This window comes from Pseudoalteromonas sp. McH1-42, assembly GCF_022347845.1.
GTDB lineage: Bacteria > Pseudomonadota > Gammaproteobacteria > Enterobacterales > Alteromonadaceae > Pseudoalteromonas > Pseudoalteromonas rubra_D.
In genome coordinates this window covers 1-22,160 of sequence record NZ_JAKRFU010000042.1, presented here as the reverse complement: position 1 = coordinate 22,160, position 22,160 = coordinate 1, and the positions used below count along the sequence as shown (strand labels likewise).

The 22,160-nt window shown below is 37.3% G+C and carries 15 protein-coding genes and 4 pseudogenes; 2 read left to right on the top strand and 17 right to left on the bottom strand.

The window, feature by feature from the left end; all coding sequences use genetic code 11:
* Positions 1-162: 162 nt before the first annotated feature.
* Positions 163-303 (bottom strand): annotated as a pseudogene (locus MHN31_RS23530) (helix-turn-helix domain-containing protein); the annotation flags it as partial.
* A 197-nt stretch (positions 304-500) separates the two neighbouring features.
* On the bottom strand, positions 501-2,189 hold the full coding sequence (locus MHN31_RS23525) for a hypothetical protein (RefSeq protein ID WP_239445475.1): 1,689 nt from the start codon (positions 2,187-2,189) through the stop codon (positions 501-503).
* 77 nt (positions 2,190-2,266) lie between these two features.
* Here MHN31_RS23525 and MHN31_RS23520 point away from each other — a divergent pair, with 77 nt between their 5' ends.
* Complete coding sequence (locus MHN31_RS23520; protein ID WP_239445474.1) at positions 2,267-2,578, top strand: transposase; 312 nt, start codon at positions 2,267-2,269, stop codon at positions 2,576-2,578.
* A 63-nt stretch (positions 2,579-2,641) separates the two neighbouring features.
* On the opposite strand, the pseudogene MHN31_RS23515 reads toward MHN31_RS23520, so the two are convergent.
* The 15 genes and pseudogenes from MHN31_RS23515 to MHN31_RS23445 all read right to left on the bottom strand — a co-directional run.
* Positions 2,642-2,767 (bottom strand): annotated as a pseudogene (locus tag MHN31_RS23515) (transposase); the annotation flags it as partial.
* 220 nt (positions 2,768-2,987) lie between these two features.
* Positions 2,988-3,986 carry a hypothetical protein gene (locus MHN31_RS23510; RefSeq protein ID WP_239445473.1) on the bottom strand — a complete coding sequence of 333 codons (999 nt, stop codon included), beginning with the start codon at positions 3,984-3,986 and terminating at the stop codon, positions 2,988-2,990.
* A gap of 1 nt (position 3,987) precedes the next feature.
* Positions 3,988-6,042: a hypothetical protein gene (locus MHN31_RS23505; RefSeq protein WP_239445472.1), complete on the bottom strand. Its 2,055-nt coding sequence runs from the start codon at positions 6,040-6,042 to the stop codon at positions 3,988-3,990.
* An 11-nt stretch (positions 6,043-6,053) separates the two neighbouring features.
* Complete coding sequence (locus tag MHN31_RS23500) at positions 6,054-7,841, bottom strand: hypothetical protein (protein WP_239445471.1); 1,788 nt, start codon at positions 7,839-7,841, stop codon at positions 6,054-6,056.
* A 3-nt stretch (positions 7,842-7,844) separates the two neighbouring features.
* Positions 7,845-10,034 carry a hypothetical protein gene (locus MHN31_RS23495; protein WP_239445470.1) on the bottom strand — a complete coding sequence of 730 codons (2,190 nt, stop codon included), beginning with the start codon at positions 10,032-10,034 and terminating at the stop codon, positions 7,845-7,847.
* Between the two features lie 90 nt (positions 10,035-10,124).
* A complete protein-coding gene (locus MHN31_RS23490; RefSeq protein WP_239445469.1) occupies positions 10,125-11,042 on the bottom strand; it encodes a hypothetical protein in 918 nt (305 codons plus the stop codon).
* Positions 11,035-12,762: a hypothetical protein gene (locus tag MHN31_RS23485; RefSeq protein WP_239445468.1), complete on the bottom strand. Its 1,728-nt coding sequence runs from the start codon at positions 12,760-12,762 to the stop codon at positions 11,035-11,037. Before MHN31_RS23485 ends, MHN31_RS23490 begins: the two co-directional genes overlap by 8 nt.
* A 1,005-nt stretch (positions 12,763-13,767) precedes the next feature.
* Positions 13,768-14,082: a transposase gene (locus tag MHN31_RS23480; protein WP_239445467.1), complete on the bottom strand. Its 315-nt coding sequence runs from the start codon at positions 14,080-14,082 to the stop codon at positions 13,768-13,770.
* A 548-nt stretch (positions 14,083-14,630) separates the two neighbouring features.
* Positions 14,631-15,179, bottom strand: coding sequence for a hypothetical protein (locus MHN31_RS23475; RefSeq protein WP_239445466.1), 549 nt, complete (start codon positions 15,177-15,179; stop codon positions 14,631-14,633).
* A 397-nt stretch (positions 15,180-15,576) separates the two neighbouring features.
* Positions 15,577-15,998 (bottom strand): annotated as a pseudogene (locus MHN31_RS23470) (IS30 family transposase); the annotation flags it as partial.
* 23 nt (positions 15,999-16,021) lie between these two features.
* Positions 16,022-17,097, bottom strand: a pseudogene (locus tag MHN31_RS24435) (ISAs1 family transposase).
* 769 nt (positions 17,098-17,866) lie between these two features.
* Positions 17,867-18,478 (bottom strand): sigma-70 family RNA polymerase sigma factor, encoded by a 612-nt coding sequence (locus tag MHN31_RS23455; RefSeq protein ID WP_239445463.1) that lies wholly within the window; start codon positions 18,476-18,478, stop codon positions 17,867-17,869.
* Positions 18,479-18,625: 147 nt separating this feature from the next.
* Positions 18,626-19,363, bottom strand: coding sequence for an AraC family transcriptional regulator (locus MHN31_RS23450; RefSeq protein WP_239445462.1), 738 nt, complete (start codon positions 19,361-19,363; stop codon positions 18,626-18,628).
* Between the two features lie 1,590 nt (positions 19,364-20,953).
* The gene (locus tag MHN31_RS24320; protein WP_275446892.1) at positions 20,954-21,085 is read right to left on the bottom strand and encodes a hypothetical protein; all 132 of its coding nucleotides are present in this window, start codon (positions 21,083-21,085) and stop codon (positions 20,954-20,956) included.
* A gap of 9 nt (positions 21,086-21,094) precedes the next feature.
* Positions 21,095-21,406 carry a transposase gene (locus MHN31_RS23445; protein WP_239445461.1) on the bottom strand — a complete coding sequence of 104 codons (312 nt, stop codon included), beginning with the start codon at positions 21,404-21,406 and terminating at the stop codon, positions 21,095-21,097.
* A gap of 483 nt (positions 21,407-21,889) precedes the next feature.
* Between MHN31_RS23445 and MHN31_RS23440 the strand changes: the two genes are divergently transcribed.
* A partial coding sequence (locus MHN31_RS23440; protein WP_239445460.1) for a hypothetical protein occupies positions 21,890-22,160 on the top strand: 271 nt, incomplete at its 3' end.

Here is a 22,160-nt window from a genome sequence, read left to right as displayed (position 1 = left end):
CAGAGATCGTGCTGTGCTGTCGACTGTCAGGCTTGGCAAAGAGGTTAGGCGACGAAGCGATTATGTTATGACGGGGAAGCAACTACTCTGGGCTATACGTGAATACGTGCGCTTGATACATCAGCTTGGGAGGCCTCAATTATGAGGGGATCCCCCAGGGCTTCGGTAACGCTGCAAATAACGTTCAATAGTACGCCTGGATTTATTGAGGAGCTTAGCGGCATTGGCTATTGTAATTTTACGCTCTGCCACTTTAGCAATGATATCAATTGTTAATTGAGCTTTGGAATTCAAAACAATCACCTTTGGCGCTCCTCAAATGCTTATACAAAACATTCAAAGAACATGGTTAAAGAGAACCGTCAATTTCCCTTGGTAATTAGCGACAACGACAGAATCGCGTGGTAATTAAAGTACGACAAAATCGCTTGGTCTTAACAGCTGAAAAGAATTTAGCCCAAATCTAGACTGACAATCACCGATTGAAAAACGGGTAACTGTCAGGTCAAGTCTGAGCTAGTACATTCTTGTTTTATTGCGCCTTGTATGAATTTAGGAGTAATCCATAAAGTTTCTCCTGCCTTAATTTTTCGATCAGATTTATACATAGTGCCATCATCACAAATGACTCTTAATGTATATGTATATTCGTTTGGGGTTTGCAAGCCACAAACAATATAACGAATTGGCAGCTTGATGGTAACTTTACCTTGCAGCCTTGCGTTATTCAATTCAACACTTTGAGTTTCAGTACTTGATGTAGAGAAATTTAACTCAATTTGATATACTTTTTTCTCTCCACCATCATCGAATTTCGTTGGTTTATCAAAAAGAACAGGTATTGTATATATGCCTAATTGGGTGTGATAAGCTTGATGTGAATTTTGATCAAGAATCGAATCAAAAAAAGCTGCTTGTTGTGCCGCAGGAACTCTTGCATTAAAGTTTATTTTCTCTTTGAACTTTCCTTGTGATAAAGTCAAATCAACCCAACCTCTGAATAATGGGTTTTCTGGTGCTGTACTATGTATCGCTGCCCAAACCTCTATAAATTGTTTGAAGTTTAGATGTACTTCATCTCTTAATCCTCCATTTTTCTTATCATCCTCTGTCAAATGAATTGTTGCTTTTGGTTGCGGCACATAGTTACTGCTTGTATCCTCTTCATGAGGTAAACTCAATGTAAATGCTTTCTCACTACCATTTGCATCTTCAATTGATGTCATAATTGGCATAAAACCAAGTTCATCTTTTAAAGATTGAGCAGCTTGTGCAATTCTATCCATACCTACAATTGGAGAACCATAAAAACGGAAGGTTGCATCGGTTTGCTCTATACTATTTGCTCCTTCTGGAATTGAAAACCGTAGCATTGTTACCGATGGTTGCCCTTTAGGTCCCTTTGCAAATTCAAAGTAGTCAGGAACAAAGAACACACGACGCAAATCTCGGTTATCTTGGTAGTAGTTATAGAGTCGCCCATCATAACTTACTTGCCAACGTACAAATCCAGGTAAAGACGGTGCTGAGATTCGTGAAACATAGGTAATATCCATTACCAAAAATTGATTAGGATAATCACGGTCTGCTGAAGAAGCAATATTATAGAAAGCATCTGGAGAATGCATTGAAATCCCCCCCATTGAAGCAAATAAACCATCCTTAATCTCTTTATTCGACCAATTCATTTTAATAAATTCCTTGGTTTGAAGCGCTGCAACAGTTTGTTTTTGAGTCATTTCAATTGCCACATTTGGACTAGCATCATGAAGCGATTCTTGAGCATTTTTCAGGTTATTCCCTGTCAATGTTGCGGTTAGCTTTTGATATCCATTGACATCAGCTTTTGTCAATGGAATTCTTGTTTCATTAGCACTTGCATTCAATACTAAACTAAAGGTTGTACGGTCTACCATTGTAGCACTCACCACCTGCTTTTTAATCGAAGCTGGAGGTACTGGTCTCACATATATGGTAAGTTCTCCATTTTCAGATAAACTCGGTTCAAAAGCGGTTGTGCCATCAACTGCTTCTGAAGCATTTTCGAAATTAGGTAAGTAACTTGAGGTTCCATTAGCAGATTGAAATACTACCTTGTTTTTTAAACTAGCACCTGGGTTAATAAGCGCATCTCCCAGTTCACTGCTAGTAGCTCGTCCTTTCAGGACTTTTATATTTGATATAGACATTGGCGTTGTTTCCTAAATAACTGAACTAATTTAGCCTTGTGTAATCAGCTCTCAAAAGCAGACACCGAGACTGAACTTTGGAAGAAAAATGTGTCACTTACTGGCGTAATTACAGCAAAGCCCTTATCGCCAGAAGCAACATCCAGGTGTGGTTTTCCGAGGATGCGATTGAACAGTGGAACAACACACAACATCACAGCAGTATAGGGCGAGCTAATCATTTCTCTGAGCTGGCGATTGAGACCTGTCTTACTTTACGAGCTGTATTTCGTTTGTCTCTTCGAGCTGCACAGGGTTTTGTTTCCTTATTAAGATCAATGATGAAGCTTGATTTAGATACGCCAACTTACAGCTGTCTGTGCAAGCGCAGAGCTGGCAGTTCGTTATAAGCCAATCCGGAGGCATTGATATCGTGGTTGATAGGACCGGTTTGAAGGTATATAGAAATTGTTTCGCCAATTATACAAGGTTTGTTCGCTGACACCTTCCTGTTGAGCAACTTCAAACACCGTTAAGTTAGATGGTGGCAGTAATTTGTTCAGAATTTGCTGTTTATACTCTTCACTATAACGAGGCACACATCCCCCCCCCCAATTGGTTAAATTTTAGAAATGACAACTATCCTGCCATAGGGGGCATGCAGTGAGTACAGCTTCGACTTACTGAATTCGCCTTGTTTAAACAGTTTTTCAGTTTGGCGGAGTTGAACGACCATCGGCACTGAAGGATTGGTGTTTAGGCGACGCTTACAGATTATCAAGAAGAGCAATAAATTAAGTATTTTTCAATATCGGCTATTCAAGGTTGTGATGGTGGTGGACTTAGCGATAAATGATAGCCACTATCCTGTTCTGAGATTACAAAAGAAATCATGTTATGATAACCAGCTCGTAATCCCCATCTACTTATAGGAGTACTTAACTCTGCATAGAGTTTAGCATCCCATCCTTGTGTCATAGAGTTTGTTAAGAATTGTTGTCTTACAAAACCATCGCCTCCATATAACCCGGTTGTCATTGCATACAATGAAAATGCTGCATGTTTTGAGCCTGGTAAAACAGAATAGCTAAAACCCCATTGTGCTTCTGGTAAATATTCTTCATCTTCTGATTCTTCGCGAAAAAGAAATGACTTTACCAACTCCATTAATACCTCTGTTCGATGTTCTAAACCAACATAAGCAAGAAGTTGGTGAAGATCACTTACGGTTACACTTCTATGGTTAAGATCAAAGTAAATTTCGCATCGTTCTGAACCTAGCTTATTTCCCAACATTACTGGTGTAGCCAAACCTTGTTCTACCCTTAGAAATTCTGGAAGGTATTTTTTTAATAAAAAGTAATCAACTTTTCCTTGCGAAGGTATTTCGGCATATTTTTTAAACTCTGTCTTTCCTTTTCCATGTCGAACCCCAAGCCATGCCCCCCACTCAAGGCTTTGGCCTTGTTGAAGCTGTTCCATATATGACTCTACCTCAGATTTGGGCCAATTAAATACTAACTGATCCATTAAATCTTCTATAAGAGATAATTTGGAAGTAGGATTCAATTGCGGTTTTCCTACTTCCAATGTATAACGAAGATCGTTAGACATGGTATTAAATGAATACTCCAATGGTGCACCAGTTCTATTTAGAAAACTGTAAGTCCAAGAATCATTTGTATCAAAACTATGGAGTGCTTTGTCTGTTACCTTTTTCAGCTCCGCACCAATAAATGCATCATTTTCTTCCACAATTCCCAACGATCTAGCTATACCCAATTGCTGTAATTGGTAGTCTTGAAATTGATAAGTCATGTTATACTAATGTTGTACTTTTCAATATAACAGGCTTTCTTCCTTCTGCTACTCCAGAATAAGAACCCCCTGAACTTAAAGTCATTGCATAATTAACTCTCAAGTCCTGTGCGCTTCCTGTAAACTTATTTAAAGTTGGAACAATGACCACATGTTTTTTTCCTTTATGTAGTGTGAAGCTTTTATCCCAATAATATTCTCCATCCTCATATGAACAATAAATTTCAGCACTATCACACTCAAAGTTACCTGCGAAAGTAATTGGTGTATGACTTGCAAAACGATCTCGAACATTGATTAAGCTTCCGACTACTTTTTCCGGATCATGCTTCGCTACTTCAGCTCCTCCACTAATAAATTTCACAACGTATTGAATTGGATCATTTTTGAACTTGGCATCATAACGAAACTTCAATGTTTGAGATTTTTCAGCACCTTGATTAAATACAACTTGTTTCTCGCCTTCCCATTTTGAGCTAGTTAATGAAACAATTACCTGATCTACTTCTCCCCAATAAAAGTCAGTTGCTAATTGAAGATCAAGAGATAGGAAATCTAACGATTCTCCAGGTAATGCTGTGATCATTTGGTTTTCACTATGACCTGTTACAGTATATTTGCTTTGTGCTGCGTTATAAGCTCCATTAGTTTTAAAAACATAATCCACAGAGTAAGCAACATCTAAAGAACCCGCTTTATCCATTTGGAACGGGAAAGAGCTTGGATCTTCTGTTTTTCTTGATAATAACGAATAACTGTAAGTTACCTGCTTGTCTCCCTTAGCAGGATATTTTGCTCGAATGTTAACAGCTTCAATCTCCTTTGCTGCACACTCATCAGCACTTGGAACAACTACAGATACAGGATAAGGTAATCCAAATGGATCATCGGCTCTATTGATTTTTGAGATGTAACTATCAGTATTTCCTATTCCTTCAAGAACCAATGATTGTGGTAATGCCGGATAAGTAGTTGCCTTCATTTCAGTATACAAAAAGTCAATTTTATTTTCTTGTTTACCATCATAATAAGCAGCTCTGATATTTACTTTTGGAATAAACGTCATAGCGGCATCAACTACATCTTTTACTGCACTCTCCTTTTCTTCTCCTGTTTTCCCTTCTTCATCTGCTTTTTGCCCTGCAACCTCTTCCACACTTTTTGCTTTTTGAACAGCTTCGTTTACCTCTGGAGCATCTGTTAATGGACTCCAAATACCATCTTTTTTACCGATTTGAACCTCAAAAAAGTTCTTTAATACATAATCAAGAACAATTTGTTTTGCCCACTTTAAACCTTCAGTTTCATCACCAATATAGTTCTCAACCTTAATTTCAAGGTCTGTATTTTCCATGATCCTTTGCCATTGCGCTTGAATTCCAAGATCTAGGATAAAAGATTCAAGAGGAATTTGTGTTCCTATACTTGCCTGAAAATCTTTAATTGTTTTTTCCAACGTTCCTTTTACAGAAAAACTAATAGCTGGACGCATTGCTAAAAAATCAAGACTATAAATTACTGAAATAGAGTTAGATTCTTCCACAATAGCCTGCTTCATTGCTGCAGCTAATTTTCCTTCTTTCGTAAATTTCACAGAGCACACCGCACTGTTATCACCAACTAATGAAGAAGAACCTGCAGACCATACAAGCTGCTCATCACTAACACGCAATACTGAATCATCACCTTTTTTTAAATTCTTATCCGCTGTTTTAGCCATTGGACCTAATACAGAGAAGTTTACATTACCCTTTGTATAAGGCACAGCAGAGAGGACTATCTTACTTTTATCAAGATTGTGTTTGCTAGCAACTTGTTGCGTAATTTTATCTAATGTTGCTTGAGAAACAGCAGTATTCACCTCAAAATTAAGGAAACCAGTTCCATTGCTATCAGCTATAGAATCTATGTACCAAATATAAGATAGTTCTTTTTTGCCATTACGCTCTGCTAGCTTGATTTCACCAGGAACGTACCAGAATTGATTTTTATTTTGATGGTCAGGATAAACATCCACACCATCAACATTTAATTTATTATTTGCTATTAAAATCATAACTTTCCACTTTAAAGTTTATTGGTTTTTTCAGTAGTTGGGACTTCTATTTTATTGTCCTTACCTACTGATATATATTGCATCTTAAGTGAGTCACCAAATTTAACTTGATACTGAACATCTCGATTATTTAATGTATGCCAATATTCAAAGTCGGCTTTTGGATTTTGAGCATTCAATGTAATTGTACCTTTGTTCATCAATTGCCCCTCCCCTTCAAACACTTTAATAATCACTTCATTATAATCATCCAACACACCTTTATCAGCCACATAAAAACTTATACTTCGTTTTGATAAATGATTCAATAAAATTACTTGACCAGCAATGTACCCTTTAAGAAAAATCAATTTGTTACTTCTTTTGCAATGACATGTTGCTGTATACATCGCATTTTCAAAGCTCTTTACTTCTTTTGAAAACGCAGTGATCTTTCCGGTTCTATATTTATCTGTTAATCGAAGTACACTTGGACTTATATTGAAATCACCAGGTACATTTAATTCAACCTTAGCCACACTAATTAATTCCCATGGAAACTCTTTTACAGTAAAGACAGAAAAAACTCGACATGAATAAAATTCTTGTGGTTGGATATCAAGAAATGCCACATCTTTTTTCAATTCAGACCTAGGTGTTTTCAAAGGATTATTCACCGAAGGCTGATTCTTAAAATAAATATTGTAACCATATTTATACAACCTCTCATCTCTCGGATCATGAACAATTTCTAATACTTTCTCTTTTAAGCTTTCTTTATTAAAAACCCCGAAAATCGAATTATTGGCACTGTCCTCAGCTTTAAATATCCTTATCTCTATTGCCTCAATCATCTCATCATCAAAATCATATATACATCTTATTGTCAGCTTTTGAGTAAAAACCTGACCTATTGGTATCTCAATATCATTGACTGTTTTTAATGCTTCTTCCAAACCAAGTGGCATATCTTGAAAAAAAACTTGTCGTAAAACAGGCTTAGAGACCGTCATGTTTAAATCGAGCTTTTTCTCAATATTCTTAATATCTACAATTTCACTTGAAGAAAAACCAATAGACCATTCATTATCAGAATTTCGTTGACTAAACTGTGGTAACGGGTCCAGAACAGCTTTGATACTTGTCAAAAAAGCCTTCTTGAAACCTTCTGGAGGCTCTTCTTGGGTTGTATTTTCAGAAAAAATTTCAATCACACCAGATGATTTTAGCTCTTCGTAAGTTTCTACTTTTTCAAAACTTATAAATATCAATCCAGCTTTTGCTTTCTTCTGAACCCAATTTCTAAATTCAGCAGCATTAAACCTAACGCTATACGAATACACTTGCCTTAAAACTTCAAATGTCAGGCTATAAACTATAGAAAGAGGAGAAAACTTTTTTCCATCATTTTTTCTTGTCAGCAACAGATATTGTTCCATATTCAGGTTCATACTTATTGCTGTGGAATTACTTCCGAATAATGAAGGAGTAAAAGACAAAGCTTCTCCTCCAAGCAACATGGCATTTACTTTTCCGGACAGCCATGGAAATGGTACCAGTTCAGCATCCTTGCCAAGTTTATTTTTCAATTGTGCTAAAGCATCATCATTTAATTCAAGATCGATTAAAAACGATAACATCCCTACTGATTCATTTTTAATTTGACTATAATGCAATAATTTGAGTTGATACCCTGATCCGTTTTTGGAAATTTGTGGTTTTGATGAACAATAATAATATCGAGTTGGTATGGAGGCGTCTTGGTATACTAAAACATCCTCCATTCCTTGTATTTCAACCTGTTTATTATTGACTAACATCTTCTAAAAGCTCGATAGTCCATTATCAAGAACAGTGATATCTATATCATCCATTACAGGAGCTACAGTTCCTCCAGAAAGATCCGAAACTTCTTGAGTTTGACCACTTGCAGTTTTTACTTGTAATTTTATAACCTTGAAAATTGAACTTTGAGAATCTGATTTTGCTGGAACTTTCCAAGTTGCACTATCAGAGCCCGATTTATCTAATTCGATCTTTCCCTTAAATACATGATCTGTTCCTTTGTCATCTGCCACTGTATACTCAACTCTTAATTTTGCTTTAGACACTTCATTACCTAACTCAAAATTAACATCGTAAACTCTATCACCAAGAGGAGATTTCAACATAATTGTTCCTATACCATTTTCAAAGTTTTCAACTATACCAGTCTTTGTAACAGCTGATCCGGATATGAAATTGTAAGTAATTTTATAAGCAGGTGCAGTTTTAACATCTTTACCAATATGCTTAATGATATTGCCAGTTGTTTTGTTGTTATCTAATCTTGTAGAACCTGTCCAACCATCGCCATCAATCTCAACATTTACATTTGATAAAACTTCCCAAGGTAAGTCTTGTCCTTTAACTGTAATGTTTAATACACCCAAACTTAAACTACTTAAATCAAGATAGTTTTGGTCACCAGATTGTTCAATATCTTTGACTTCGAAAGCATCAGTCCCACCATTGTAAATAACCTTATAACTATATCTCAATCCTTTAGCCTTTCCACCTTTTGAAAAAGTACCTATTAATTCCTTACTAGCAGGTTGATCTTTGCTTGATTCAAATGAAATTGTGCTTACTTCATTACCATCTTTATCACGTAACTTGGAGTTATGGTACTCTAAGCTTGTGACCACAAGGCTATTAATATCTAATTCTTTAAGTCTTGAAATTGAAGGAGTGCCAACAGTTAAGTTTACATTGAAATATGGCTTGTCATTAAGATTTATTACATTGAAAAATTTCTTCAACTCATGTATATTAGGGTTCTTTAATAAAGAGCTAATTTTAGATAATTGAGCCTGAGGGTACTTATTAATTCTAACGGCTTGTGCTAAACTATACGTACGTTTTTGTTCATTTACAGTCTTTAATTTTTCTATATCGCCAAGTTTTAAATCATCCATATTTACATTTGGCATTTGAGAAGCAGCCATTTCTTCTAACTGTTTTGCAGACCAATCAGTAAGAAGTTTCGTAATATCTTGTTTTGTATCTCCTTCATCAATTACAGCAGGAATGGTAATTTTTGTACTATTATTAATTGCATCTATATATTCTTTTCCTCTAACCTCTTTTTCTCTATATCTTCTACCCCAGGAACCTCTTTTTACAACGTCTTCAATGTCCAGTTTAGCCATTACCTCTTTATTCAAAGTAACTACTGCTTCTGCAGCAGGTAAAAGCCCATCAAATTCTACTTTATAACTAACAGTTATGATGCTAGACCCTCCAACTGCTTCATCATCTGAAGGAGGTGCTTGAACTCCTTCTTCAGCAAAAGACCATCCCCCCATTCCATGCCAAAATAAGTTTGCTCCTAAATCTTGTAAGTTAAAAGTAACGACCGCATCATTGCTGTTCATTGAAGATGGAATTGTAGTCAATTTTCCTGACTCAGCAGCAGGTGTTCCTTTTTGATATGCATCTTCATTTGCAAATGCTTGAACAGTCACTTCACCTGACTTGTAAGGCATAGGGCTAATCTTTAAATTTCCTATTTTTGGTAAGAACTGAGTCCAATCAGATGTTTTATTATAAAGATTATATTTTTGCTTAGCTGTATCATTGTCAAAACCAAGTTCTTTTTGAAGTGCTGTAACTTGATCTTGATCTTCTGCATCCATTGCCTGACATAACTCAAAAGTTTTTTGAGCGACATCTTGTGTTTTTTGATCTCCCGTAAGCGCTGCTATGATTTTTGATTGTACCTCTTTGTTATTCATATCAGGAATTGGAAGCGCAACAGTCATACTACAGATACCACCAGGGGTTTCACCTGATCCAAAATACCAAGTAAGATTAAAACAAGGATCACCGTTTTCATCTACTTGAAATGTTGGGCGTTCAGCCATTGCATAATAGGAGCCTTCTTTTTCACTATCTGGATATAAGATGTAATCCATAGGGCCATATTCGCTAGGGATTTTTTTTGCATAAACAGCTGGAGCAATTTTTAACATTATACTTTCCTTAAATTTTCACAATATAACTATATAAGCAAAGGAGTGAAATGGTTACTATACTATTTTTTATCTTGTAATTCTGGCTGGTTATTTTTCGATTATATCCCTCCCCCTACTTTCAGAAATTGTTCCAACCAAATCATAGGATTTTTTCAAATTGAATTTAACCGACTCTGCTTTTGTCTTTTTTATTCTGCAACAATAAGAAGATATATATTGAGAATTTTTACCCACTTCCTCAATTTTAGTAAAAACACATTGCGATATATCATTAATTATCTCTTGGATAACAGTATCTTTTGCTTTTTTAGAAACATTTGCCGAATCCTTATGTTGGATTATAAGACTTTTATTTTCAATGGCTTTGCCAACAGCATCTTTACATTCTTGAAGTGATGGGCTTGGGGTTAATATTTTATGCTTTTTAGAAAAAAATCCTTTCCCTTTTTCTTCAACTTCTCTTGGTGCAAGTGCTTTTATCTCAGTAGCTAAATCACCGTCAAATTCTGCATCAGCAATCTCATTCAATTTCAAATATCCATCGTAAACAATTGTAATAACTCCTGATTCCCCTGTATTGAAGGCATTCAGCACAGCCTCTTTCTCGGCTGATTTTAGAGTATCTTGAAATGCTGCTCTAAACATATCCGGACCAGAGGTATTAATCGGTCCAATTGAATAAATAACTTTGTCATTTTTATTTATATTTAAAGTAGCTGTCACGCCTCTAAAATCAGCTAAACTAAGATTGATAAAGCTGAGCTCTGGGTAGCGATTTTTGATTTCTGACTTTGCTTTTTCAATTGTGTCTGTATCTGCTTCCCATACAATTTGAAGCGCAAGGACAGCAGCATCATCACTGTTTAATATCCTTGCTTTCACTTCATTACCTAGGACTTCAATTCTTGGAGTTGTTGGTAAGTAGCAAAACCGTTGAGATCCAGAAGGTCCAACCGGAAAGCAGTATAAATTGTCTACATAAAACCCTATCGGTAAATTATTCATAATGATTTAAGTCTATTTTAAGTTTAACATCTGGTTTTTCAGGATCGGACCATTGCTTATCCTCACCGGATTGAACAAGTCGATATAGATATCCATTTTTAAATAGATGGAGGCTATTATAACAATATGTATTAGTTGGTTTTTCCTTTGTAAAATTCAGTTTGGTCGTGAAGTCACTTCCATACATTGGCTTAAACTCAATGTCTATTTCTGTCAAGGAATTATCAAATTCGACTTCAATTTCTGCTGTTTGAGCTCCATATTGAGTAAAGGTATACAAGTCTAAATCCATGGAGTGTGTTGGCAATTCAAGTACAATTGAATTTTCTTTATTCAGAAGGTCCGTTGCAACAATTTTAACATGTCCATTTACTAACTCTTTAGGTAAAAGAAATGCTGCTGAAGGTTTTTCCTTATAAATGGTAGTTTCTAGGTTTTTTTCTTTATCTTTCACAATTGAAATTTCTATTTTCGCTTGAGAAAAGACATCTCTTTTAGCGGTAATATTGATTAGTTTTCCTGGCAAATTATTCCAACCGATAAATAAATAATTGCTTGTTCCCTCAAACCACTTGGTCTCTTGTACATTATCATAAAACACCGCTGTCACTTTCACCTCATACGGATGCAGTGTTGCCTTCGAAAACTTTAGCGTATGTTCAGATCCTTGATAAGGCGTATCAGGAGAATAAATAGTTACTGTTGTTAATTCTGCTTTTTTTGTTTGAGAGAACTCTGCTTTTACCCGAAGATTTACAACAATTTCAAAGCATTGTTGAATATTGGTTGGTAGCACTGCTGCTACTACAACCTTCTCACTTAATAAGTCCAAAGGCAAAGCTGGTATTTTCGAAAAACCGACCACCTCATCACGTTTTCCTTTTTCAATAATAGGTGTAAACGGATCAAAGTTCAGAAACTTTGGTGTAGAAGTAATAAGTAACTCCTTCAAATCCCAAGTGATATTATCAGGCACATTTTCTAATGTTATAAATGGACCTCTTGTAATATCAAGACATGGGGCTGGCTTTCCAAAAAAATGATTTAATCTACCAGCTAATGCAAAGCTCTCCTCTGTACTTTTTCCTTTTTGTTGAAAATACTTAATTACCCCTTGGAATGGTATTTCATCAGTTTCTGTAGAATTCCATTTTTTTAGATCAGAAATTATTGAATCGAACTCAAGTGTTACCTTCTTATCCACCCTAGGTAACATTGCTACTACACCACTCTCGATAGCAATTCTGCATATTGATATAGAATTATTACCTAAAGCTGAATATAATAAATTACCTGTTTTTGCACTGATCCTGCACACTATTCGAGCACGCCCTGCACTTTCCCAGGCAAACGGATATGTTTCATGTTCATCACCACACTCAAAATGCCAGTATGCGTCAGAAGAAAATGCACACGGAACTATAATTTTATTGGTCTTTTCCTTACCTAAATCCTCTCGTACAGTATCCAACTTTAAATTGGATACAAGTCCAATTGTTAAGTTTGAATACAATGCACTATCCTTAGATGGATCATTATAATCAGAAACAAAAGATAGAAAGAAATCTGGTTGATTATTGGCCAGTTTCGCTAGCTTCATCTGATTTGCTAAAGCAAAGAATAAATCACCATCTTTCCAAGATGGAAGAATTTGATAATCATCCTTAATAAGGACTCCTTGCCAATCAGGAACCGCTATAAAAGCTTGAACATCGCGCATTGAACCCTCATCATTTATATGCTTTAACCGGTTTAAAGTAACAGAAAAAACCAACACTACATCTCACATTATATTACTGAAAGATTAAAAGACTTTTATCTACTTAATTCAAACACTGAACTCATTACCATTTAATAAGCAAAGTATTACTTTACACACCCATTTCTATAGGACTTTCATTTGGTTGAAAAAATTACCAACCCTCATTAATGAGCGATCATTATTGATGAACCAAGATTTAAATCAACATTAAAGTGAATATAAAACACCACATACCATTTTAATTTTTAGTAGACACTTCCATTCGAGCACATTGGATTTACCTGTGACATTTAACCCATCAACCATCTCCACCAACCGGAGAATTAAGAGTTCCATCTCCAACTTCATAGAAAGAAAAATTTTAATAACCACTATCTTATTTTCTATTATAAATTAACTATTCCCTCTTAAATTTCTAATGTAATTTAATTAGGGTACTTCTGTTAAAATATAATTGCAGTAGCATCTGTCTGCCTTGAAGAAAAATGAGTAAGGTTTTTTGTATAGTCGTTAGTTGCGTCTGATCCCGTACTTACTTTGGCTGCGGCATCAGCCGCTTGATGAAACTCTTGCTCTTGTCCGTGATTCCTGACATTGCGCAGGCCTTGTTGATCAACCTCAAGCTCGGGTTCTCACACTTGAGACTGGTATGCAGGCAGACCTAGCCTATTCATGGTGTTTATCGCCTTCACTTGATTCATGGCTTCTGTGTGCTGATTGTTAGAACTTCGACTCTTCGGTTTGTCTCTGCTTAAATCGGTACAGCGCTGTCTCTGCGAGTGAACGAAAATGATAACTTTTCATTGCTCCAAGCCTATTTGACGCGTCATTAGCACAGTATGTTCTCTAAGATGCTCTTTGCCCAAGCATCGTGCACTTCCTCTTAAATATGCACAAAAACAATTTTATTCATACACTTAGCTGCAATAACTGTGAGTATCATAAGCTCCATCCCTTGTGACTCTATATATTTACACGTAATGGTCGCAGTAAATCACAGAGCGCTTTGCCATCTGATACTCCTACCATTGACAGCTCAGCACTCTCAATATCATGGTTTGCTGCATCTACTGCCAAATGGAGCTTTCGCCACATCCAACGTTTACTTACATGGTGTTTGAGAGTGTGTTTTTCACCGTTGCCCAACACTTTCAAGCTGGTACTATCGACAACAATGTCCTTGAAATCTTTACTCGTAGAGGGTCGATACAGTACTGACAAGGTTTTACTTCGCTTACATAAACAGCTATAGCCGGGTGATTTTAAGATCGTGTTCATGATATTGAGCAAGAAGTTAACATCCCACCACTGCACGTAGCGGCAAATTAAAGTCCGCTCTAATCGTTAAACAAGTTTCAATTGCCAAGTCTGAATGGTAATTGAAGCGGCCACCCCACCGTGTTTTTCTCTATTTTACCGCTTTAAAATAGCGTTATCGCTTAGTCAAACATTGATGTTACCGCATTGGATTAAGGCTCGATTGTATTGTGACCAATTTCTGATTTTATTTTTCTTTTTCTTTTTCTTTTTCTTTTTCTTTATAAAAGTTTAGCTGATAGGTTTGATGATCAGATCACACTAACTATGCCTGAGAAGCTCCTAAATTTAAGAAACAACGCCCTTGTATGAGACAAGCTTTGTAATCTCGCATAGGTGTTACCTTCTTTCTTTTGTCCAGATAAGAAGATAACTGTCTATACCGCTGTATAGGTAGAACCTATGCGAGTCTCCCCTGCGGGACTAGGGGTTTATCTGAAGTTAATTAAAATTATATTATCTTAGAATTAAAGCTTTTTAAGTTGCTATAATCTGTGACGTATAACACATTATTTATCAAAAACTATTGAATCATTCAGCATATCATCATATGTCGAATCCAGATGTTTTTTAATATCATTAATAATTAAGGATTCTCGTGGCTTTAAAGCGTGGGGTTCCTCTGGAATATCCTCTGATGAAGCTTTTTCCACTAAGTCATACAACTCTTTCGATGCATTCTCAAAGTTCAACTTATTGCTTCTAAACCCTCCACCTACCTTTAACTTTTCAAGTATAGTTTTTGCATCATCCCAGTTATTTGCAGCCTTTGCTTCACTTTCAAATTTTGAGTTAAATATCGTCGCACAAACAGAATTAACTTCTTTAATTAGTTGAAATAGCTTTTTCTGCTGTTCCTTATTTAATTTTTTATCTGCAACATCCTGCATGACACAAAATTTCCTTTGGCTAAAATCATATTTAAACAACCTGTGTGTCTTAAAGCATTCAACAAAAAAATACCCAGTTTCTTTTGCAGCCGTCCCAATAAATGCCAGCGCTATTTTTGATGCATAAGGTTCCATTTTTATATCCTCAGTTAATTTAATAATAATCATAGGGATTAATCATCACCTATAAAACAATATTAAAAGCTCACCAGTGAACTTTATTTACGCTATACCACTTTCCAAAAAAGGTGTTACCAACACCCCAAAAAACCAGATTAAATCTGAAGCTTCGCTTGTAAAAAATGAAGTTTCAAAAAGCACACTTCCTAATGAGTTTATTCTTAAATTTTTTATAACATTACGTTACATGATTAGAAAATGCACATTTAAAAGATTTGAGAATTTGAATAGATAAAGATTGAGAAACTTTAAACCTTGCTAATACAGATTATATTTATTCGCAAGATATTTTTATTAAGCTTGTATCTTATATACGTTTGACATTCCCCTTTGTTCCATTTATTTATCAAAAATTCAACTCTGAAGTGCGACACTCTTTCAAAAATTAAGCAGCCTGCGTCATTTCTTTTGATACCACAGCTGGCTGCTTAAAACCCAAACACTTTTTTGGCCGATAATTTACTAGCAACATCACGCACTCAACGCCTGCATCACTTTCTTCTCTAAATAGGCGTCTTTCTTTATATACTGCCGTAGCAGACCATTTGCATTTTCGTCTGCCCAACGCTCCCATGAAGAATATGGATGTGCAAAATAAAACTCGGCTTCCAAAGTGGCCGAGATAACTTCACAAGCAGCAAACTCTCTACCATTGTCTGCTGTGATTGTATGCACGTGATTTTTATACGGCGCAAGCAACTGTATGGTTGCCTGCGCAACATCTTTTGCTGATTTTGATGCGGCTTTTTTGACAAGGTAAAAACGTGCCTTTCGCTTTGAAACTGTGACTATTACACCTGTAGGGTGAGAGCATACTTCGTTGACGACCATCAACCGAAGATAAGCTCTGCCCTGAATTCATCGTCAAAACAGGTCCGAATACACTTGCCACGTATCGAATCTTTACGGCCTGTGTGCTGTTTTACCAGATTGCGAACACCCCGTCTGAATAGTCCATATTTTCCGCCGAAATAGGCTCGCTGATCTGGCAAGCACCTTCTTTAAACACGACATCCAACACCTAATGCTGTTGGTTCTCTATGTGCCAATGATGGCGGATGGCTTTTTGTAACCTCTGTGTATCCGGCTCGACAGAAGTAACATAAAAGTGCGTGTCTATTTTTGTTGTAGGATCAGACTTGCTGTGTCTTTCCACCGCGACCAATGAAGTGAGCCTGGACCATTTTTCTCTTACCTCTTCAGACAGTTTATCTGCCTTCAGAGCATAAGTGATACGTGTTTCCTGACGCCCATGACCATTGCTGACTTGTACATCTTCAGGCAAATTTCTTTCTTCTTTAAAGGCTTTTTAAAAACATTAAGCAACTGATTTATATATTTTTTATTATTTACTTTGACCTAAACCAAGTAGTCAGCCCCTCTTGAAATCAACACTGAAAGTGTCGCTCTCTGACAATGTAGTGCATCTAATGTGATGATAGAGTCTGAAATATCAAGCTGTCAGTATCTCATTGGATTTACTTTCTACTGGACGCTGATACAAAGTTGAACCTAACTCACAATCAAAAGCGGACACCAAGCGTAAGCTATCCTCACGCTTTTTACTGGCAAAGCGCAGGGTTTTGCCATCAAACGCAATGATTGGTTTACCAGACTGAGAGCGCTGTTCGTTGACCCAACTGAACAAGGCCAAAACCAGAGAATCAGTCTCCACAGTTTTAAGAATACGTGCAATGCTATGTCTCCTTAGAATACCGTGTTTAAATGCTCTGAACTGTCTCAGCCTAGGGAGATTACTGTGGCCGAATACTTCGATATCTTTCCAGCCTCCACAACCGGATAAAACCGCCGAGATGATAAGAAACAAAACATCTGCAAGATCATGATGTTGGTTGATGGAAGAACGCTTATCTTCAACAAGTTCAAGGTGGCTAGATAACGACATAATTAACAAGTAGATAGTGATAAAGTGGGCGTTATGAGATCAAAAGAGGCGGGTGTTAAAGTCTTTTTACAAAGTGTGATCCCGCCGTGATTGCACCTGTACCTTTTTCCCTAATATCGTGTCAATCTCCGAGGCGTGTTCGACCCTCGACAATCTCTGAACGTTCATCAATCAACGTTGCATTCAAAATCACTGGCCTGTTGCCTTTTCTTCCCCTTCTTTATCGCTTATGTCCTTGACGAAAATGACGATATAACTTGCCACCATTACACTTATCCAGCGCAATATAGCAATAAGTTCACTCGTGACTGACAGGTTATTCCACGCTCGTCAAAACGGTTGAAATTTGCTCCTGGCCCCAATCTGCTTCCAGCAATATTTGGATAAAGTCAATCCGTTTTTGAGGGAAACGGTATTTCTGTGCTACTTTGCGCTTCCCCATAGCCATTATGAGCGCTGAATCAGGGCAGTAAGGCCCGTCCACTTTAAACCTTTCTAACTCACGATAAACGGTGGATCAATGGCATTTTACTTTTTTGGCGATCTCAGTAGCAGAACACCCCTCTTCCAATAATATGGAAATCTGGTACCTTCTGCCCTTGGTCAACGGCTGATATTTCATGGTAGTACTGCTTGTTTCTTTGCCGAGAAGAGCGTACCACTTTCAACAGTTTGCTTCCTCTTCTACTCGACCCCATGAGCGTCGCACTTATTATCTAAAATCAGAAGTTTGTATCTTATATACGTTTTAAGCGCCCCTTTGTTCCACTTATTTATTGATAAACTTAAACAGTGCAGGCTTAATTTGATTTCTGATGTTGAAAATCACTTTTCTCGCTTGTGATTCCGTAATATTTTTCTCGTAACTTATCTGTTTGTATTCTTTTTCATTAATAAAAAAGTCTATTGCTATCTCGGATCGGTTTTTTGGTATGCGAGTTAAACTTTGTTTAATAAATGAAGACACTCTTTCATTAAATTCTTGTTTGAGTAATTCATCCTCTTCCACCTGCTCAACTTCTTCCATATATACCATCTCTGATTGATATTTAATATGAGTTTTCATTTTTCTTATTTGATCATAAAAAGAATATCTGGCCAATTTAAATAGCCAGCCTTGAAGAGGGGTGTCAGGGTCGGCTGCGTCTATTTTTTCGTACGCTTTCAACAATGTATCTCGGCATAAATCTTCAGCGTCGTGATGATTCCTATTAGTCAGTTTATAAAAACAGTAGCTAAATAGTCTTTTTTCGTACATTTGCCACAAATGCCAATAGTCACCTGGCTTTTCCTGCAACTCCTTAATTAATACGTTATTAGTAAATTTTTTGCAGGTACTTGCCTGGTCGTGTGAAATACCTTGTTGTTTTATAATAGACATCCTAGCCCCTTTATCAGACATAAAGATAGCTGGTCTCTCCCTGGATAAGCGCAGGTTATTAACTAAGTAGCGAATTATGATTGAGACCAACCTTGTTTCATTAAAAGTCTATTTTTTAGGTGCTTGTAAAGCCTTTATTTTATGCACTTATTTCTTTGATTCATGCACAGTTCGATGTTTAGATTGTCGATATTGCAAAGGCGAAATCTGAAATATCCTCTTGAATGAACTAGAAAAATTATTCGAATCCGGATAACCCACCTGTTCAGATATTTGAGTAATTGTGAGCTCTGTATTTTCTAATAGTTCAGCTGCCTTGTGCATACGCTGATCACGTAGCCATGCAAAAACGGTTAAACCAAAACAAGCCTTGAAGGCTTGGTTTAGTTTATTTCTGTTTGTGCCAATTTTTCTGGTTAAAGTATCGAGTGTGATTTCATCATTTAGTCTGGGCGTTAAATATTCCATTGTTTTTTCAACGAGTATATGCTCAGACCCTGCTGACGAGCTCTTTTCATAAATAGGGTTAAGGAAGTCGCCTTTTGAATAGTTAAAGCAATTAATTACTTGATTCACTCTGTATACCAACTCTTCTTTTATAATAGGAAAGCTGATGTAGTCCTTAATACCCAAATTAAAGATCTGCTGCTTATCTTTTGATTCAATATTAACAACAGCCAACACGGGAGGAGTGGTGTTCTGAGAGTGACCTAGATGGGTAGTTAGTTGGTCTAACACTCGTTTTATAGATTTAGTAGATAAACCCAATGTGTCTAGAATGATCGTGTGTGGGACTAACTCGGGGTTAACCGGTTTAAGTTGGATTGAGCTACGTAATTCTACTTGATATTTTTCCTTAATTAGCTGTTCTCGTATCGTTGACATTTTTTCCAAATTAGCTGTGAAAAGAAATATATATTTTACTTCTTTTTTTTATATCTGATTTATACATTCAATTTTCCTTATAGTTAATAAAAATTCGATGCCACTAGAATTGCTATTTTTGTGGACTTTGTTGACCAAATCGATAGATTAACCTCACACTCTGGTTTCACCCATGAGGTAGATATCTAGTCAGAATTTGTCTGTTCATGTTGTTTATCGCTTTCACTTTGACCATGGCTTCTGTGGACTGATTGTTACAATTCCAACGCTTCAATTTATCGCCCATTAACTGCTTAAAGCGGTAAAATTTAGTCTCTGAAAGTGAGCGAGGAGGAAAGGGCAGAGTTAATTTCCCGGTTCTTTAACTTGACGTTACTCGGCATAAACACTGCATGAGCATTTTAGGTGACGTTCGCCTGTTCTCTTGAAGGTGTGCGTAAAATCGGCTTCGTTTCAGCCATTTAGATATAACAACGCAAGTATCATAAGTTCCGCGTCCTCAGGCTCTATCTTTATTTCTACGTAAAGGTCGCAGTAAGCCACAGAGCGCTTCGCCATCCGACACCATTGACAGCCTATCTCTTGCAATATCCTGGTTTGCTGCATTAATTGCTAAATGCAACTTTCGCCAATTATGAGGTGTACTTATACGGTGTTCACGTGTGCGCGTTTCACCGTTACCGTATACTTTCGAGCCGGTACTATCGACAACCATGTTCGTTAAACTTTTATTCGTAGAGAATCGATACAGCACGACCAAGGTATTACTTCGCTTGCATAAACAACTATTGCTTGGTGATTGCCCCGTCGTATTCTCGCTATTAAGTAAGGAGTTTGCGCCCCCATCCAAAGCGCGTAGAGGCAAATTGAGGGTCGTTTTAATCGTTAAATGGTCTCCAATTGCTATTTTTGAGTGGTGATTGGAGCAACTTCGCCCAGTGTATTTTTCAAAATTCTGCCGCTTTAAAATTACACTATCACTTAGCCATATATTGATGTGACTGTGTTGTATCAAAGCTTGATTATATTGCGCCCAATTTTTGTTTTTCATTTTAACTATTGGGCAGGCAGGTTTGATGAGAAGAGTGCACTCTACCTGAAAAGTTTCATGGTTTATGAACCAACGCCCCTTTTTATTTTTTATTGTAAACCTTTGAAAGTCGCAGCTCTTAACTCTATGCCTTAACTAATAGCGCACTGTGTCAAAGTTACTGTCAGTATTTTCAAGATATAAACTAACAAATACTGGTAGCACCCCCATTAATAGTGTGCTAACGAAATTACTAATGCATCAATATTAGCAATGAGAAATATTACAAGCCATTACACAATTTAAATTAACCTTCACTATCATACAGCTGGCTTAGATGATGAGTGACCGAACCGTCGCTTCGTGGCACGAAGAAGTGAGGCCATGGATGAGTGATGCAACCAAGCTCCAAGGATGGATTGCGATCACAGACATTGAACTTGGGAAAGTTCACCGCCACGCAAGCAGCTCAGATAATTAACGCGATAACAGTGTAAGTGAGGAGCGCGTTCACTGGGCCTTGTTGATCAAATCCAAATAGCTTAGGCAACACCGTAATTTCAGCCGTTTCCCTGATATTCAGGCTTACCTAGCCCTGCCATTCTATCGAGCACTTTGACTTTGAACATCGCTTCAGTGTGCTGCTGATTGAATCCAAGACTGGCCAGCTTGTCACCCATTGGCTGTTTCACTGGTAAACGTTAATGGTAGCTACCTATATGCTTTGTTAAAATGACCGCCCTGTTGTGAGCATGTCCATCCTCCCACAGCTGTGCGTTATACCTTAGAGGGGTAACTGCTTTGGCTTTTTTGGCTGCTACTTCGGCATAAAAACCAAGGGTATCATAAGCGCCACCCGCTGAGACTGTGGACAACTCAGCGGCAACGATTTGGTGCGTATCCGTATCGACTGCCAGATGTAACTTTCGCCAGGTCCGGCGTTTGTTCGCAGCATGTTTTCTTGCATGCCACTCACCATTTCCGTACACCTTCAAACCAGAGCTATCAACCACGATATCAATGCCCCTGGATACACTGGAATTCGACCCATAACGAACTGACAGCTCAGCACTACGCTTGCACAAACAACTGTAAGTTGGCCTTCATCATTGATATCAGTGAGGAAATAAAGCCTTATGCTGCTCGAAGAGACAAGCGAAATACAGACCGTAAAGTCAGTCAGGTCTCAATCGCCAGCTCAGAGGAATGATTAGCTCGCCCTTTACCGCCATGATGTTCCGTGTTATTACACTGCTCAATTGCATCCTAGGAAATCCACAGCAAGATGTTGCCTCTAGCGATAAGGGCTTTGTTACAAGCATGCCAGTTAGTGATACGCCTTTCTTTCAACTCGGTGTCCGCTTTTGGGATCTGATCACACAAGGCTAAATTAGTTCAATGATTTAGGAAGCAACGCCATAAAAAGCAACAAAGGTCTGGCGCTATGAAAGGTCTAGGCTATCCTGAGTAGTGTTTAAAGGATGAAAAGGTGGCTTATGCAAAAAATACTGAAGCTCTTACTGTCCATTGTAATAGTGGTCATTACCTTTATCTCTTCAGCGACGCTTGCTGGTATGTTGGCCGAATACGCGGATTGGTGGAAAAAGCCAGTAATAGGTGGCATCGCGGCTGCCTGTGTTGTGCTCTCGGGTTATATGAGTGCGCCTGGGCATAAACTGTATTATGCTGCAGCCTGGTTAGTGATTGGTGCGGTGGTGGCCGCAGTGATGTCTAACATATTTATGTATGACGAAGATGCCAATACGT